This is a genomic window from Acaryochloris sp. CCMEE 5410 (assembly GCF_000238775.2).
In the GTDB taxonomy this organism is placed as follows: Bacteria; Cyanobacteriota; Cyanobacteriia; order Thermosynechococcales; family Thermosynechococcaceae; genus Acaryochloris.
Genome location: NZ_AFEJ02000001.1, coordinates 661,366 through 677,939, shown reverse-complemented (window position 1 = coordinate 677,939; position 16,574 = coordinate 661,366). Strand labels below are relative to the sequence as shown.

The window sequence follows — 16,574 nt, the reverse complement described above, 5'->3', positions numbered from 1 at the left end:
GTTAATCGCGAATGGGCGGTGCCCAGGGTGCTCTAGGGTCGCCCCCTCCGCCCACTGACTCAGGGGTATTGTTAGATACGACTGAAAGTCTGGTAAACAGCTTCATCACATCCTCGAAAAAAGGACCGTCTGAGCGATTAAACCCATAGCCATAGGTCTGTCGAAACTCTTTTAGGACACTATGCTCCAAGGGGATGGCATGGGCATTCCAGGCCGTATCATCCACCACGTAAGCGCCATAATCTTGCAATGCATGGAATAGCTTTATAGCAGGTTGTGTTTTGAGTCCTAGGCTGGACGCGGTGATATCAGGGGGAATGGCCAATAGTGAACCTTGAACCAGCTCGGGATTCTTACCACCATATTGCTGAGCTGCATACTTATCCGCGCGATCTGCTGGCCAACGATATCCAGGAATGCCCTTAGAATAATAAAGATATTTTTTACCCCACAAGTTAATCTTTAACACATGCCGAATAGGGCTGTCCCCCACCAATTCCCCTTCTCGGATGGAGCCACCGATAGAAGACAATCCTGAGCCAAAGTGAGCACCGCCAATACCGGCATCGTAGATATCGACATTGGGAAAATATCGCCAGCCGTAGATGGGACCTCCGGGCTCACAACGTGCTAAAGGTTCCAGCTGAACCAATGTCCTGCCGTCTGGCATTAGAAATGCAGAGGCATTATTGGGGGTCTTTCCTTTCCCTGCATCGGGAACGATCAGATCATCCGGCACAGGCAGGGAAATCTTCATGGACTTCTTTTTGCCTTGACAGCGCTTTTTCCAAGAACCAGGTGCATAGACCGGTTGGCGAGGATCATCGCCCTTTAATTCAAAGAAATACTCTTCATCAGATCGCAATCGGGGAGCTGATTTAATGTGGGCAGGCTGATATTGAGCATTGGAGCCAATGGGCATATTCCAGATGGAGTCGGCGGAAAACGGCCAGAGGAATTTATTTCGAGAGGTGGGGGCATTGTGGCTATAGTCCACTGGATAAGACAAGATGCGTGGCTCGGGCGTCGAAGAAGAGCCGTTGCTAACCTGCTGACAGGCTAAGAGTCCGAATATGCCTATCAGAATGCACAATAAAATGAAATACCGTTTATAGCGATTTCTATTCAACATGGGCTATCTGTAGCTTCACGTTTTTGTTCACCCGGACTGGCACCTTTCTCAGAAACCACTAGCCAAATTTGAGTTGTGCCTTCACCCTTTCTAACGCCGTTAAATGCTTGATAAAGGTCAAAACAAACCATAACTGCAGTTTCTGGTGGACGGTATCTACCCGCGCCCGAGCAAAGGTCTTGAAAGGGGGGAAGACATCTCTGGCAATATCTTTGATGAATTTTTTTAAGGTGTAGGTACTAGACTGGCTCAAGTCATAGGGACCTCGGGTTGTTCGGAGGATTTTCTTGTAAAGCTGTGCAAAGGAATGTCGAGCTGGGTGATGGACATAAGCCTCTGCTGAATAAACTTGGGGATACCCTGCCTTAAAAACCCGTTGTCCCCATTCATAGTCCCCACCCGATTTCAGGGTTTGATCAAACAAACCGACGTTGTCAAAAACGGCTTTATAAGTAAAAACATTGGCAGTAGCACCAAACTTGGCATGCTTTAAATACAAATCTTGCTGTAAATACAGCACGCTATCACAGAGTTCAATGGCGTTTGGCTGTTGTGGATTTTGATAGCTGAATTCAATTCTGCCAGCCACTAGACCACAGTTGGGAGTATTGTGTAAGCTCTGAACCCCTTTTTCAATCCAGTCAGGGGCAGGGATACAGTCTGCATCTGTGAATGCTAGGATGTTTCCTTTTGCGATCGCAATCCCCGTATTGCGGGCGGCATAGGATCCCCGCTGGGGCTCCAAGATCATTGAAGCATGGGGAAACGGGTCTACCACTCCACTGACTTCATCATCGGAAGCATTGTCAACCACGATTACTTCATAGGTATTGCCAGAATAAGTCTGATTTTCTAATGCTTGCAAACAGTGAAACAGCCGCTCTGAATCATTGAACACAGGGATAATGACTGAAACAAATGGAAGGGTTTCTGGTGTTGCGATATTGATAGCTGGACGGGTAACAGTGTTAGACATGGCGATGCATATTCATAAACATCAAATATTCAGCCTGTAGCCTTTTAAGCACCTGATATCTGTAAATATATTTCCAGGGTTTGTTGCGCAATAGCCGTCCAGTCCCAGTGTTTTGCCAAGCAGCGATTATGCGCTCCCATAGATCGCAAGTCGTTTTTTTTGCAAGTGGTTTGCTCCATTGCCTTCAACAAACCATTCGTTTGACCAGGATCGTATAAGAAAGCGCCAGCAGGATCTAAGATCTCTTGGACACAACCAATGCTTGGAGCAATACAAGGCTTACCAAAAGACATCGCCAAGATCATTGCCCCTGATGTTAAGACATCACGATAAGGAAAAACGACCGCATCACTGGCATTCATATACGTTTGAATTTCCTCATCTGGGACAAAGCCAGGAATAAACTTGATGTTAGTTTGGGTTTCTGCTTTGGCTTTGATCTCTTGAGAGAAAGAATCGTTTAAGGTTTTTCCAGCAATGATGAGGGTTTTATCAGGGTGCTCTATCTGATTAAAAACTTCAATTAATTCCCCTACTCCTTTGTAGGGTCTGACTAAGCCCAAAAAGAGAAAGACAAGGCTTGTATTTTCGATGCCTAAAACTTGACGGGCTTCAGGCTGAGCGACTGAGTTGTCGTAGGACTGAATGTAATTTCCATGGGGGACTATTCGTATTTTCTCTAATTTCTTGAGTTGATATCGTCTGGCAATCGCAGCCTTAGCAGCAGGGCCGTGAGCAATTACAGCATCCGATAAATACACAACAATCAGTCTGCAAACGTAGTCTAGAAGAGGAAATAAAGCCTCATGGCTCTTAAGATTATGGGCAGTCCAGACAATTTTGATGCCCACAGCCTTCAAAAAAATTAAGCCTGACAGAAATTTTATAAGGGTCAATACTGCAAACGGGAATCTTAAAACCTTGAAGATAGGAAATTTCTTGAACTCTGGGGCTCGATAGTATTGATGTAACCAATGCAAATGGACAACGTTAAGGTTCTTAGATTTGATTGCCTTGGGCAAAAATACCGTCATCCCATTTACCCCCTCAACTCGAGCCCCCAGATCTTCTAGGGAGCTAGCCAACTGTTTTTGATAGGGATTAATGGATAGATACTGGGGGGCAAAGTAAATAGTCATTTTCAGATCAGATCTCTCGCCAATGGCTCCATTGGCAACCTGACACTGCTTCGATTCGTTCTCTATAGATGTAGGGAAATGCATGTATGATTTGTCTCTTCCAAACTTAATAACTAGCTGTAATGCCCTGGGCAGGACGAATCATCGTCTTGTTAGGGGCAGCTACAGCTTGTTGATAATGAACGAAATGTTGATTAAACGTGACTGGCAATAACAGTCTTTGCCTGAGGCGATCGACAGCTACATCTGTTGCTGTTATCCCTGTGGATAATAAGTGCTTAATCTCGCTAGCTAACGCTTCTGGGGTGTAGGGTTGAAATGTTTTAAACGCGTCTGGTGCAATTCGGTTATATTCCGCAATTTGTGGAAGATCAAACGCTAATAGCGGTCGAGCAACAGAGATCCAAGTTGAGAGTGATCCGGAAGCAGCAAAGGATTGAAAGGGGCAAACAGCTAAATCTGTAGCCACCAGATAGCGTTCTAAATTAACTTCAGATAAAAAACCTGTGATGCGTAAGCGATGGGCAACGCCATCTGCTTCTGCTAGGGCTAGGAGGTTTTGGACAAAATGTTCATTACCAGGACTCGCGCCTCCAGCAAAAACCACGATGACTTGTTCTGGGAGATGGGAAAGTGCTTTAACCAATAACTGATGCCCTTTACGTTCATGAATAAACCCGAGAAGGGTAATCACCTGAAAGCCATGTAGGTTTAATGCCTGCTGAGTTTCTGTCTTGGAATGAGTCGGCGATCGTTGTTCAACAAAGTGGGGAATCACTGTAATTGAACCTATCTCATCGTGGCTCAATCGCCTTCTCTCTTCCTCAGAGGAGACAAAGACTAATCTGACCTGGCGCAATAGCCAATACAAAGAGATGTCATCGGGGATTCTAAGTATCTCTCCCTGTACAAGCCAGCGGTATTGTCGAATGAAGTCAATCAAACTCCCGAAGGAAAGTCCCTTTGCCTGAGGGTGAGATTGATGGGGAGTGCTCTTAGCCATAAGCTTGGGTGAGCACCGGCGCAGAACACGGGAGACATAAGCAAGCATTTTGCTTGGGCTAGGGGGGATGTCATACACATCATGAAGCGTGACGACGAGGGGTTGAGTACAGTACTGTCTAAAAAGTCGAAGATGAGTCAGCTGGCTCCAACCTCGTCCCCACAAGCCTTTGTTGTTTTTTATGCTGTACTGCAGATGAACAATATCCACTGATAAGAGACGACTTGCAGCTTTGATAATTGCTGCTCGGTTTTGCTGAGGGTCTAACGTTAGCTCTATTTCAGCTTCTATAACAGAAAGAGTCGGCCATCTACGCGCCTCTGCCGCTAGTAAACGTCCATAGCGACATACCCCATGTTCCGGAGAACCAATATGCAAATATCCAAGTTTCATCTCAATAGCCCAAGGGTTGGAGATTTTAAGCGTGATATCGCCCTTTGAAACTTACTTTGCACGATCTGAGAAACTTTTGTAGTGGCGAGGACTACACGGTTTGTGATCGGGCTATAACCAAAATGCATCATTTCTGGCCAAACCACCGCCTCAATTTCAGCAATCATCGAGTTGGATAATGTAGATTGCCAGCGTCTCAAGGAGGTTTGGCAGAGTTGCTTTTTCGCATTGATTTTCCAAGGTTCACGCTTCGCATTAACCGTATGAGTCGGTCGTAGGTGAAATGCCAGCATGGCAGGTTCGAACTGAATCTGGAGAAATTGACAAAGGGCTTTTAAGGTAGTTTCCGGATTCTCAATGAGGGCTTCGTAATGCAGTGAATATAATGAGGGCTTTAACGCAGCCGGGTATTCTCTTGCCGCTGACATATAACGTCGCCATACTGCTGCATCACCTGCTAGGGTTCCTGTTGTCCATGGAACAGTTTGCCAGGATGCAACAACAGCTCGGGGGTCCCGAACAATATGGACAAAGCGGGCACTAGGGAAAAATTGCTGGAGTATGGATATATACAGCAAATGGTTGGGGGTCTTTTCCCCAACGATAGTTACGTCCCTTTTCTGGGCAAATTGCTCCAAGAGGAGGCGTAAAAGCAAAGGGTAACTTCGCGAAGAATACCAGGCAGCTGCTCGGTATACCTCTGGATCTAATGCCATTTCCTGAAATTCTGGCAACGAAACAATGTCTTCTACGAGCTGATGGTAATGATGGTCTTCTGCTAAGTCGCCGTATTTTTCTTGCTGCAGCCAAAAGTTTCGGATAAAAAATGTTTCGGGTGCGATCGCAACATCGGGATGGGCATCCAACATTTGCTGAAGGAGGGTTGTACCTGATCGGGGACAGCCCACTAAGAAAATTGGATCCTGAATGGTTTCAGATACTTTTTGTATGTCTTTCATGATCCCTACAGATACCCCAATGTTTGAAGCATTTGACCTGCCTCCTGTTCTATCTGTTTAACCTGTTCGGGAGTCAATGCATCTTTCCATCTCCCCACTGACTGAGAATTAACACGAGCAAAAGCCTTTTGTAGACGTTCTCGGGAGCTAAGCTGAACAATATTCAGATAGTTCAGCAAACGATCAGCCTCTTCATGGGGACGAGTGACGAAAGCTTCATAACGAAGTTCATAATATTGACTTTTGGGTAAGTGCTGGGCTTGTGCCAAAATGCTTTCAGTATGGCGTCTCCAGGCCCAAATGCAGCGGTGTATGTCACTGGTAGATTCAAATTCATCTTTTCTTTCAGGTTCAACCCAGAAACGGGCATAGGGTCCGTGGCGATAGCCGCTTGACTCTCTCTTGCCGGACTGGGCAGAAGCGGCCTGTAACCAGGGTTTCTGACTATGGGAGAGGGCCGCATCTCTCCCATCTCGAATAATATGGATAAATTGAGCATCAGGGAAAATCTGATATAAGAAGTTGATTAGAAAGCAATTGCGGGGGGTTTTCTCCGCGAAACGTAAATCTGCATCAAAATGAAGTCGCATCAACCAGGCATACACCGCTCGATAAAAGCTCTTAGCTTTGCTTAATTCCCACTCTCCGGCATGGACATACCGAGCTGCAGCTTTGGATGCTACCGGCTCGAAATGATATGAAATCTCTGGTAGTTCAGCAATACAAGCTCCCAAAAACGTTGTGCCTGAACGAGGAGAACCAATAATAAATAGGGGTTGGTGCAAGTTAGGCGTCCACATCGCCTTTAATCGTTGGATAGAGAGGGATCTTGGGTGAGCTTTATACGAGTGCCGATCTTGTTTCGCAGTTTCAGTCGCCCAGCTCAAGACGTTAGACCATTGGATCGGTTTGACAGTTGTGTTTCTTTGAGAACTTAAGATATTTTCATTCATAACTACTGCTCTACTCACCAAATTTTCAATAGGTGAATTTTCTGAAACTTTTTATGATTCCGAAAGAATATATAATCTGCAAAAATAAAATGTAGACTAGAAAAAGCCGGAAATACTCTCATGCTCTGAGGTTAAAAATTAAACTAGTTTGTATACACAAAGCTATAACTATGGGAATCCATTAGTGAAAAATCTCAAATTTACTTTTTTGTGGACTGGTTGACTATCCTTTTGATTGAGTATTCCAAAGTCACTACAAAATTTTTGAACAGAAATAGTGCCAATACTTTTATCCATATGAATCTTACCTTGCTTGGGACCATCATGATTACCGTGACCACATCCTTTGGCTGCACCTATGAAGTTAAGAGGTACCAATTTAAAGTAAGCGCTTTGATTGATATGCCGACCTAAAATATTGACAATGTTATTTTCACTTAAATAATGGGGTTGAGAAATATTACTAAGCCACACTACCGGCTCTGCAGGAACTGTTACAGATGCGTTTTGCGATCGCAATGGCCAACAGCTAAATTTACTAGCTATGTCACTATCAATTGTTTCTATTGATTTGATTAGAGCATCTGTCTTAAAAACTCTACAGGATCCACAGGTTCGATCAAATTCTCTAACCACATAAGCCGCTTCATAATCAACTGAGTAGTCAGGGGCAATTTCGAGGTTTACATGTAATCCCTTTTTTAGAATATATCCATCTAAATTTTTATTGAATTGACCTTTATTCACCAACTTTCTAGCAAGCCTTATATTTACATAGTCATCTGCATCGATTGGCATAATCAAAAATGGATTTAGATTATGTTTTGCATACAAAATACCAATAATATATTTCAATCCCTTATCTACTCTCACAGGATTTTCATCTGGAGGAAATGTTGGGATATTTGAGACGTTTAAAAAAGTCACTTTACTTCCTATTGACTTCGACCATGGAGGGATCTTATGGCAGACAATAACAATATGGGTGTGAAGATAAGTTTGTTGAACAAGTGATTTTACTGTCTCATGTAATACTGCTTCAATACAGCTGTAATCGACAACCTTTTGATCCCGAGGATTTCGAACTGGAATTACAAAAACAAATGCTCCTTTATCTTTTCTAATTATTGTATTTTTTATTAAAAAATCTGATAAATTCATCTTTTCTTACTTAAAAAAGTTAGATCAACTATTTATTGCAAGACATTTTTTTACTGCATGAAATCATTGCTTTAATAGCATATGTTGCTCCGGCTGCTTCCTCCTCCATGAAGCATTTTTGACAGATTGAATATTCATATCGTATGCCGTTCGACTATTTAATAGCTCTATTAATCGGCCAATCTTTGTCTCAATTTTTAAGGCATCTAAGTTTCCTTCCATTGGACATAAAAAAGAGGTAAACAATTTTATTGGTGTCCGAAGTAACTCTTTCAGGACTGAAACGGCCTGAAAATACCAGATTTGCCGCTCAACCTTGTGTTCAGATTTCTGAGTGACATTCCACCAGAAAGAAATATGATGTTCACTCCCCCGTTCTTCAAACGCAAATCGGTAAGGATCAAAGCCAATAGTTGCTTTTCCTCCATTTCTACGCAAACGGCGTAAGTATGACCACTGCAGACGTTCTGCTTGTAGGTGATGCTGAAGAGTTAGTCGGGGCTCATACCATAACCGCCAACCAGCTAGCGTAAGTGCAAATGTTAGTTCTGTATCTTCTCCTCGATTCAAAGCTTTTCCCTGGCAACCAACTAGTAAAGAGTTGAATCCTTTATCAACAAGTTGTTGCCATGCGCACTTTCGAATCGTTAGTCCTGCTCCAATTAACCTCCCTCTTGACTCAGTAATATCGCCTCCTTGTTCAGGTCCTTGTTTGCCCACTGCATAACTCCTCGAACTTAGGTCAAACCACCAAGGTTTTTCTCCATCAAATACCGGAATATTATGGCTACCACAGGCACCAATCTCAGGATGTTGAGACATTACCTCTGAAACGGTCTGTACCCAATTTGAACAAACCCAGTTATCGTCATCGACAAAACTAAGAATTTCATATTTAGCTTCTGCTAACGCTCTATATCTGGCATTGATTAGACCTAAATTTGGCTCATAGATAATCCTTAACGGTGCTGAAGTAGATTTCGGCCAGAGGGATTGGGCAACTTCTGCTGTTGCATCCGTTGAAGCATTATCAATAACTATCACTTCCCAGGGCACAACTGAGGAGAATTGCTGCAATGCTAGCTTCTGAAGTGTCTGGGGCAGCTCCTGAGCACTGTTAAAACAGCAAATAATAATACTGACGCCTAGGTTCATCTCATATTTACCTCGAAGCAGAATTAACAAAATTGACTAAGTTTCTTTGCTTAATTGAGCTTTTTAAGCTCCTTAACACCATCTTCCAAGTGGTTAGGGAATAAGGCCTATTGATTAAGAGAATAATGAAATGCTTTAAACCAGTAATAAAATATCCTTGAGATATGGCTGTTTGAGCCCATTGTTTTCTACTTTCCCTGGGAGATAAAACCGGCTGGCTTTTTAGTAAATCTCTGGGAGGTTCACCCATTCCCCGTTTACACCACGCTTGACACACAATCTCACGAACCTTTTCCAGCTGAATTTTTCTCCTAAGAGAAGTTGTTCTCTGAGAATGCAGGCGATACTTAATCAACACTTGAGGAAGATTCGCCAGTGTTCCAATCTCAGAAAGACGAACAAATAAGTCAAAGTCTTCTGCCGGTTCTAAGTCGCAACGGTATCCACCAATTGCTTCAAGCGCAGAACGAGGGAACATCGCACTAGGGTGGTTAATTATTCCTCCTCTACCATTCAATAAAGCTTGGAGGATTTCTTCATGCTTGGTTGGTTGTCCTTTAATACCGATGGGTAAACCCTCTGGATCAATTCTCAGGATTTCTGAACCTACTGCCACACACTCTGGATTCTCAGCTAAAAAAGTGAGTTGGGTTTCAAATCGATTTAACAAGGCAATATCGTCTGAATCCATTCGGGCAATATACTTGCCTGTGGCCTTTTTCAGCCCTTCGTTAAGTAATATCGTTAAACCCCTATGCTCCTGGGTAAACAATTGAATTCTCTTATCTTGGTTTGCATATTGCTGTAGTTTCTTCAAGGAACCATCAGTAGATCCATCATCAAAAATTAAAAACTCAAAGTCCCTGAAGCTCTGGGATAGGATACTGTTGACCGCTTTATCTAGATATTTTATAGAGTTATAAACAGGCATGATTACAGAAATGACAGGGGTAGAACTAACCATTGGGGGCATCTCAGGTAATAAGTTGTTTAATCTTTCTGAAGTCATACATTAGAGAACTTTTGCACTCTTACAAATCTCCGCAATATTATTTCGAATAGTGTAAATTGGTATCCGATTTGTCAGTAGTTCTGCCTTATTTCTAAGCTTTTCTATCCATTGTGTAACCACTAAGTTGGGAGACCAGAAAAGCGCAAACCCATAAATTTTGAATTTGACTAATAGCTGTTTGCGTAAACTTAGCCTATTGGCCCAATCTAAAAATTTTTGTCCGATCAAAGTACGCAGAGGCTGCCTAATGGAGTCAGCCTGATTAGTCACATAGGCGAGATAGATAAAACTGAGTTGTTGATTAAGAAGCTTAGCCATTTCAGTTGGAGGGAATCGATTGATCTGGGTCTTTTGATTAGTCGACCACAGACGATGCAGATTTTCAGCTTCTTTTTGTAAAAGTACTTTCCCAGTCAACTGCTCGATATTTCGTGTTACCTGGCTAAATACCAACTTATTCTGCTCAGCTCGTTTAATACTAGAAATGCTAGTACTGTGAAATCGCTGATGGAGTAAGACTTCTGGCAGTATGACAATCTCACCAGTTTTAGCTAATCGACACCAAAGTTCATAATCTTGGCTATACCGATAAGCTTCGTTGTAACCACCCAGGTCAAGTACAGGCTGACGCCTAAACATTACTTGACTATGGCCACCTAGATGATTGTGAAAAAGCAAATTCCAGGGTAACAATTCGGACAAACAGGCTCTGTTGCTTACATTACCAAAGGTGCCATCGGGTTTAATTCTTTGAATTTCAGAAGAGACTAAGGTTGTCTCGGTATGTTGAGTTAGCCAGGTGAATTGTTTCTCAAAACGGTTTAGCATTGAAATATCATCAGCATCTTGACGAGCAATATACTGACCTTGAGCAAGATTTAAACCTTTATTTAAAGATTTTGTGAGGCCCATATTTTGTGGATTACGGAGCAATCGAATTCTGCAATCGCGAGTTGCATAGTCACATAAGATAGACCAGCTATCGTCCGATGAGCAATCATCAATGATAATAAATTCAAAGTCGGTGAAACTTTGACTTAATATACTATCAACGGATTCCCGCAAATACTTAGGAGAGCCATTGTAAGCTGACATCAAAACACTAATTTTAGGGGTTCGTTCACTCATAAGTTCGAAACATAGTTCATAAAATCAAGCATAGCCAGCATTCTCTTATTGATTTAGAATTCATAACCAAATAACGATATATCTTTTGAGTATCTTGCCTGAAATAAGGCGAGCGATTCATCTGTATAATATTTTCTATAATGCTTGTGATATGTTTTATTTGACTGAGGTAGCTCTAACGCCGAAGAAGCATTCAAAGTATCAAGGATATAAATAAAATCCTTTTCTAATCTCTCAAATCTCCCTATAAAGTCAGCAATAATATTCTCAGAGCTATCAGTTAAAAATGTATATTGAGAACGAAAATGTTGCTCCGCCTCCTGATCAGGTATGCTTGCAACCGCCTTCAGGAATTCGCTAAAGGGCATATTTGCTTCAAAGATTTTATATTTTAAAAACCCTTTATGAACACCGTTCACAAAACTACCTGTTTCGCCAAAAAAGTTTTTGTCAGATTTTATCTTCTCTGAATAGCAAGACACTAATCTATCCCAGGGGTTTCTGACAAAGCAAAACTTCCAATAGCTTTCATACTGATCAAGTTTTTCTTTGTTTACAAATGAAAAATGTGCTTTATGAATGTTCATCCCATTGTTAGGTATCTCGATTTCTAGAAAATTTGCTATTGCTCTCTTGATGCTAGAACAAGCAACTTTAGGTATTGGGATATAGAGTGCTTTTAAGGGAGCTATATCAATGATTTTTTCTCCAGTATTTTTATTTGTAATATTTTTCTTTGATTGACTTAGTAATGAGAGATTTTGGATCAGAGAGTTCATTGCTTTTACCTTACCCAGGATTGATTATCGTAAATTGGCGTTATATATGATATCCGAGAAATGGTAGCCGCCTAAAAACAAAACTTTTTTTGGGATACTCTGTCGTATTTTTATGATTTATCAAATTTAGGCTCATAAAACGTAGCCATGTCGAAAAAGCATTGCTGTCTGACTTATTACAAGAAAGTAATTTCCAGCAGACATGATAAGTTCCTTTTACAGGTACTCTTATAGTGGGAGATATCCATCGCGATGCGCCTAATTTTTTTATCAGCTTGTATTTATAACTTTGTCGGTGTTGTAGTTTCTCTTTACTGTCTGCAAAACCACCATCTAAACTGTTATGTAGCCGTAAGAGAGACTTGTACGCAAGATTCATTGAATGCTTAACATCTTTTTCACGATAATCAGTCATAGTCGACGCTTTAGCTAATAGATCAATCGCATCAAAGTCTAAACAAGTTTGACCAACCACACTTCCTCCACTGAATAATCCATGGGGTCGCTGTAAACTAAGGCATGAATCAATTATTTTCTCCAAATATTTGATGGGTCGACCACGATAGAGGTAGAAAAATGTGAAATGAAATGTTGCAGCCATTGCATTGACTAACGAAACTTCATGCGGCCCTCTCCATAAACCTGTGTTCGGACTTTGGTGATTATCAAGCCAATCCAAAGCATTATCAACATAGTTCAACAACTCTGGTTGTTGATGACGTTCAGCATCATGGCAAAGTTGACTGAGAACAAACATAACGGGGTTTGAATCCATCCATGCATCATGCCAATCGAGTTCCTCAAAATAGTGGCTTATACCTCTCTTGACACGGTGATCAGACTCCCAATTGCGAGGAGGAGGAGGTTTAGCTGACAACGCATCAAGGGCTTGCTGACAAAGGGTTGTAGTTTCTTCTTGAAAATAGTTTAAATCATGATATTCACTTAATGAGTCTTTGAGATTGAACAGAGGATCAACAAAAGAACCATCCTGTTTGACGTTTTCTTTCAAATAGTCGATGACTGCCTCTTTTTGGGACCAACTCAACCTCTCCAAACTTTTAGTAATCTCTAAACCAAGGATGGCATAAGATGTTGCCATTAATGTTACTGGCTGATCAGGTGTAAATCGGAAACCACCTGTTCTACTATCCCAAAGGCTACAGAAATATGAAGCGACTTTATGAGTATCTAAGTGTTGGACATCCTGGTTTTTTGTGTCACATTCTTTCATATAAAATATTATTTTCAAATTCTTGTAGCTTAAGATTTTATGCTAAGAAAAATCTAATTAATTAAAAAAACTGAGAATTAGATTTAACTTACTTGACCAAGTTCATGTTGTATCTGGTGATACTTCCATAGCTTTCCTCGTCGTTTTAATAACTCCTGATACCCACCTTGCTCAACAACCCGACCTTGCTCTAGGACTACTACCTTGTCCGCACGAACCACTGTAGATAATCGATGAGCAATCGAAATCACTGTTCGGCCTTTAGATAGTTTTTCTAAGGATTCTTGGATCAGCCGTTCAGTTACAGAATCTAAAGCACTAGTGGCTTCATCCAAGATAAGGATCTCTGGATTTCTGAGTAATGCTCGTGCAATCGCAATTCGTTGTCGCTGCCCGCCGGATAAGCGAATGCCACGATCGCCTAATTGAGTATGTAATCCTTCAGGTAGTTCTTGAATAAAATCAATCGCATTAGCTTGACGTGTAGATTCCCAAACAGCCTCTTCAGATACCCCATCCAAGCCATATGTAATGTTGTACAGAACAGATGCATTAAAAATAAAAGTATCTTGGCTAACTATTGCAAGCTTATGGCGAAAAGTATGGACATCATAGTCGCTTAGTTCAATTCCATCAATTAGAATTTTCCCTTGCAAAGGATCATAAAATCTAGGAATAAGATCTGCTAATGTTGATTTGCCTGCCCCTGATGCTCCTACTAATGCAGTTGTTTGTCCTTTAAATATCGAAAGTGTGATGTCCTGAAGTATGGGCTCATCAATGGTATAGCCAAAATTAACAGATATAAAGTCAATAGAACATTTTAAGTGTGAAAATTTTGTTTTACCATTTTTTAAGTATGGTTTATTATCACATCTTAAAAGCTCTTTAATATTATGAAAAGCGCCTTGAAAAGCATTTAAATTAGTCCAAGCTCCATTTAATTTAGTTACTACTGGCATTGTTCGAGATAAGGTAAGCAGAAAAGTCAGTAATGTAACTGTTCTCATCTGACCACTTTCTACCAATGAATTATAGGCAAATGCAACTATAAGAATTAGCAAAGTACCAGATATAGCTTGAGTCAATGGTCCTACTATTGCAGAGAGCTTGGCAACTTTAACCATTGACTTAGCAACCTGCCGTGTCGACTTGTAGAAGCGTTTTCGTTCAAAATCGTGAGTTGCTGAAGCATGGACTGTCCGAATTCCATGAATAAACTCAAGTGTATTTGTTGAAAACTGTCCATTTGCTTTTGGGACATCAAAGCTGGCCTCTCTAACTCTTGCAGAAATATTAGAAATTACAACAGAAAGTAAACAAAAAACTAAGAAGGCTGCTAGTAAAAGCTTCCAAGACAGTATAAACATTAACCCAACATAAATTAGAAGTGTTGCTCCTTGGGTTATAAATACTGATATAACTCCAAAAGCTTGTTGAAGTTGATTTGTCTCTCCTCGAATACTATTAATTAATTCACCTGCTTTAGTTGATGAATAAAACTTTAAGCTCAACCTTTGCAGTTGTTCGAATAGGCTTCTACGTAAACGTTCAGTTAGGTTAATAGCGACTAATCTCGAATATAGTTGACCCAGATAAATAAAAGTAGCCTGTAGCCAAATGACGATAAGGATGAGTCCAGACAAACGCACAATTCTTTCAGAAGATGGAGAATATGTTCCGAGAACCCAAGAATCTAGCCAATTAATGCCAGTGTGAATAGGCGATTCATGAGGATTTGTAAGTCCCTGTAGAAAAACTCCAATTAGAGCAATTGAAGAGCCGGACATAAAAGCAGCGACTAACGAGAATGAGATCGCAGCTACAGTAACGCCAGGGAAAAATTTAAATTCTCTCAGGATCAATCGATTGTCCTGCCAAAATGCCGTTGCTTTTAAGAGATTCCGAATAGCAATACGTAAATCTGAAAACATATCAAACAATTAACTAGAATGACCGACGGGGCTAAGCGTATGATTTCGAGAGAAAATTTTCCGAACAGTATTGAATAGGCTCAGACACCAAACGTAACTCTTCATACCCACCATTTGCATCAGGGTATTTGCAATAGAGAATGAAATAAACTCTTTAGAAAATCGTAAGTTTGGATAGTGGCTTATTGCCTGCTGACAGAAAAAGGCTGCTTTCTCAAAATCTGGTTCTTTAGCCTGAATACATTTCCAAGCAATACACAAATTTACGCGTCCATAACTCCGGTTTCTAATCGGTAAATAATCATAAGGGACAGATTGAAAAGCCCGCTCAATAATCGTTCTAAAATCCTCCACCATTTCTGGATACCGCTTCGATTTACTCGTAGGGTGGATTCTGTATTGAACCAACGGATCTTTAATCACAGAAATCCGGTAAACTGCTGCAACTCGAATCCATAGATCCCAATCTTCAGCAACTATCAAGGCTGAATCGAAAATACCTGCAACATCTAAACAAGACCGCCTTACCATCACAGAAGAACAGGCAATCATATTAGATTCGACAATTTCCTCCCAAATTTCACCTTCACTCTTGGGTTTCATGACTCTACCCGTGAGCCGACTTTCTTCATCCATTAAGGCCAGCCAGGTATGAACCAACCCCACCTCATCTTCAAGGTCTAACACCTCAACTTGCCGCTCTAACTTAGAAGGAGTCCAAAAATCATCACCATCTAAAAAAGCGATATACTCTCCTCGTGCCAAGCTGATGCCAGTATTTCGGGCTGAGGACACACCTTGATTGGATTGGGAGTGGAAAACGACCCGCGAATCTACAACAGAAGTAATCCAATCAGAAATACCATCAGAACTACCGTCATCAACAACGATGACTTCAATATCAGAAAAAGTCTGTTTCAAAACACTTTCTAAGGTTTCGGGAAAGAAATGCATCGAATTAAAAGTTGTAATAATAACTGAAACTTTAGCCATAAGATAAGTTCTGTACTCATACTATTTATGGATTCAATGAAATGGGAATCAATTATTTCTTGAAAATAACTATCTACCAACGCAGGATAAGCTGGATTGAAAACGATTTAAGCGAATAACTTTAGCAGGATTACCAGCAACTACAGCATGGGCAGGAACATCAGATACCACGACAGCTCCAGCTCCAATTACAGCATTGTCTCCAATCTCGATTGGCCCAAGAATAACAACATTACAACCAATTTCCACATGGTCTCCAATGATTGGTGATGAGGAAACAGACCCATCCGATAGAATCTTATTTCCAATCGTAGTGGAGTGACGAATGATACAATCCTTGCCGATAGTTACATGGCGATTGATAACTAGTGAAAAGCCATGCTGAAGCTGCAAGTTTTTGCCTATTTTAGTGTTGGCAGGTAATTCTATTGAAAACAGTATCTCCGTAAATATTTGATATAGATAAGTTATTAATCTAAATGGATAGGGGAGATTTAATAGTAATTGAGAAGTCCTAAAAGAAGAAAGCACAACTCGCGATTTTAAACTGGTCTGCTTATTGACTTCCCAGTCTTGAAAAATATATTCGAGCAGCTGGTTTTTTATCATAAATCTCACCTGAA

At 41.0% G+C, this 16,574-nt stretch carries 15 protein-coding genes; all 15 read right to left on the bottom strand.

Going from position 1 to position 16,574, the window contains the following annotated elements; genetic code table 11:
• Position 1 precedes the first annotated feature (1 nt).
• The 15 genes from ON05_RS02965 to ON05_RS02895 all read right to left on the bottom strand — a co-directional run bounded on the left by ON05_RS02965 (position 2) and on the right by ON05_RS02895 (position 16,560).
• Positions 2 to 1,132 (bottom strand): hypothetical protein, encoded by a 1,131-nt coding sequence (locus ON05_RS02965; RefSeq protein ID WP_010475259.1) that lies wholly within the window; start codon positions 1,130 to 1,132, stop codon positions 2 to 4.
• Between the two features lie 58 nt (positions 1,133 to 1,190).
• Positions 1,191 to 2,108, bottom strand: coding sequence for a glycosyltransferase family 2 protein (locus tag ON05_RS02960; protein WP_010475257.1), 918 nt, complete (start codon positions 2,106 to 2,108; stop codon positions 1,191 to 1,193).
• A 44-nt stretch (positions 2,109 to 2,152) separates the two neighbouring features.
• Positions 2,153 to 3,331, bottom strand: a complete 1,179-nt coding sequence (locus ON05_RS02955) for a glycosyltransferase family 4 protein (protein ID WP_010475254.1) — start codon at positions 3,329 to 3,331, stop codon at positions 2,153 to 2,155.
• 22 nt (positions 3,332 to 3,353) lie between these two features.
• On the bottom strand, positions 3,354 to 4,643 hold the full coding sequence (locus ON05_RS02950; RefSeq protein WP_010475252.1) for a glycosyltransferase: 1,290 nt from the start codon (positions 4,641 to 4,643) through the stop codon (positions 3,354 to 3,356).
• On the bottom strand, positions 4,640 to 5,602 hold the full coding sequence (locus ON05_RS02945) for a sulfotransferase (RefSeq protein ID WP_010475250.1): 963 nt from the start codon (positions 5,600 to 5,602) through the stop codon (positions 4,640 to 4,642). The genes ON05_RS02950 and ON05_RS02945 overlap by 4 nt, the downstream gene beginning before the upstream one ends.
• A gap of 5 nt (positions 5,603 to 5,607) precedes the next feature.
• Positions 5,608 to 6,555, bottom strand: a complete 948-nt coding sequence (locus tag ON05_RS02940; RefSeq protein ID WP_010475249.1) for a sulfotransferase — start codon at positions 6,553 to 6,555, stop codon at positions 5,608 to 5,610.
• A 168-nt stretch (positions 6,556 to 6,723) separates the two neighbouring features.
• Positions 6,724 to 7,716 carry a hypothetical protein gene (locus tag ON05_RS02935; RefSeq protein WP_010475248.1) on the bottom strand — a complete coding sequence of 331 codons (993 nt, stop codon included), beginning with the start codon at positions 7,714 to 7,716 and terminating at the stop codon, positions 6,724 to 6,726.
• 63 nt (positions 7,717 to 7,779) lie between these two features.
• Positions 7,780 to 8,871 (bottom strand): glycosyltransferase, encoded by a 1,092-nt coding sequence (locus ON05_RS02930; RefSeq protein ID WP_010475247.1) that lies wholly within the window; start codon positions 8,869 to 8,871, stop codon positions 7,780 to 7,782.
• 7 nt (positions 8,872 to 8,878) lie between these two features.
• A complete protein-coding gene (locus ON05_RS02925; RefSeq protein WP_175307233.1) occupies positions 8,879 to 9,835 on the bottom strand; it encodes a glycosyltransferase in 957 nt (318 codons plus the stop codon).
• Positions 9,836 to 9,883: 48 nt separating this feature from the next.
• Entirely contained in the window at positions 9,884 to 11,011 is a 1,128-nt protein-coding gene (locus tag ON05_RS02920; RefSeq protein WP_010475245.1) for a glycosyltransferase, read from the bottom strand.
• A 53-nt stretch (positions 11,012 to 11,064) separates the two neighbouring features.
• Positions 11,065 to 11,790, bottom strand: a complete 726-nt coding sequence (locus tag ON05_RS02915) for a sulfotransferase family protein (protein ID WP_010475244.1) — start codon at positions 11,788 to 11,790, stop codon at positions 11,065 to 11,067.
• A gap of 40 nt (positions 11,791 to 11,830) precedes the next feature.
• Entirely contained in the window at positions 11,831 to 13,024 is a 1,194-nt protein-coding gene (locus tag ON05_RS02910) for a hypothetical protein (RefSeq protein ID WP_029315291.1), read from the bottom strand.
• A gap of 83 nt (positions 13,025 to 13,107) precedes the next feature.
• Positions 13,108 to 14,958 carry a heterocyst formation ABC transporter subunit HepA gene (gene hepA, locus ON05_RS02905; RefSeq protein WP_010475240.1) on the bottom strand — a complete coding sequence of 617 codons (1,851 nt, stop codon included), beginning with the start codon at positions 14,956 to 14,958 and terminating at the stop codon, positions 13,108 to 13,110.
• Between the two features lie 9 nt (positions 14,959 to 14,967).
• A complete protein-coding gene (locus ON05_RS02900; protein ID WP_010475238.1) occupies positions 14,968 to 15,951 on the bottom strand; it encodes a glycosyltransferase in 984 nt (327 codons plus the stop codon).
• A gap of 69 nt (positions 15,952 to 16,020) precedes the next feature.
• On the bottom strand, positions 16,021 to 16,560 hold the full coding sequence (locus tag ON05_RS02895) for a serine acetyltransferase (RefSeq protein ID WP_010475236.1): 540 nt from the start codon (positions 16,558 to 16,560) through the stop codon (positions 16,021 to 16,023).
• Positions 16,561 to 16,574 lie beyond the last annotated feature (14 nt).

Coding starts and splice junctions, on each gene's coding strand:
- ON05_RS02965 (WP_010475259.1), bottom strand. CDS start 1,132: ATGTTGAATAGAAATCGCTATAAACGGTATTTCATTTTATTGTGCATT.
- ON05_RS02920 (WP_010475245.1), bottom strand. CDS start 11,011: ATGAGTGAACGAACCCCTAAAATTAGTGTTTTGATGTCAGCTTACAAT.
- ON05_RS02915 (WP_010475244.1), bottom strand. CDS start 11,790: ATGAACTCTCTGATCCAAAATCTCTCATTACTAAGTCAATCAAAGAAA.
- ON05_RS02910 (WP_029315291.1), bottom strand. CDS start 13,024: ATGAAAGAATGTGACACAAAAAACCAGGATGTCCAACACTTAGATACT.
- ON05_RS02945 (WP_010475250.1), bottom strand. CDS start 5,602: ATGAAAGACATACAAAAAGTATCTGAAACCATTCAGGATCCAATTTTC.
- ON05_RS02930 (WP_010475247.1), bottom strand. CDS start 8,871: ATGAACCTAGGCGTCAGTATTATTATTTGCTGTTTTAACAGTGCTCAG.
- ON05_RS02955 (WP_010475254.1), bottom strand. CDS start 3,331: ATGCATTTCCCTACATCTATAGAGAACGAATCGAAGCAGTGTCAGGTT.
- ON05_RS02925 (WP_175307233.1), bottom strand. CDS start 9,835: ATGGTTAGTTCTACCCCTGTCATTTCTGTAATCATGCCTGTTTATAAC.
- ON05_RS02935 (WP_010475248.1), bottom strand. CDS start 7,716: ATGAATTTATCAGATTTTTTAATAAAAAATACAATAATTAGAAAAGAT.
- hepA (WP_010475240.1), bottom strand. CDS start 14,958: ATGTTTTCAGATTTACGTATTGCTATTCGGAATCTCTTAAAAGCAACG.
- ON05_RS02895 (WP_010475236.1), bottom strand. CDS start 16,560: ATGATAAAAAACCAGCTGCTCGAATATATTTTTCAAGACTGGGAAGTC.
- ON05_RS02950 (WP_010475252.1), bottom strand. CDS start 4,643: ATGAAACTTGGATATTTGCATATTGGTTCTCCGGAACATGGGGTATGT.
- ON05_RS02940 (WP_010475249.1), bottom strand. CDS start 6,555: ATGAATGAAAATATCTTAAGTTCTCAAAGAAACACAACTGTCAAACCG.
- ON05_RS02900 (WP_010475238.1), bottom strand. CDS start 15,951: ATGGCTAAAGTTTCAGTTATTATTACAACTTTTAATTCGATGCATTTC.
- ON05_RS02960 (WP_010475257.1), bottom strand. CDS start 2,108: ATGTCTAACACTGTTACCCGTCCAGCTATCAATATCGCAACACCAGAA.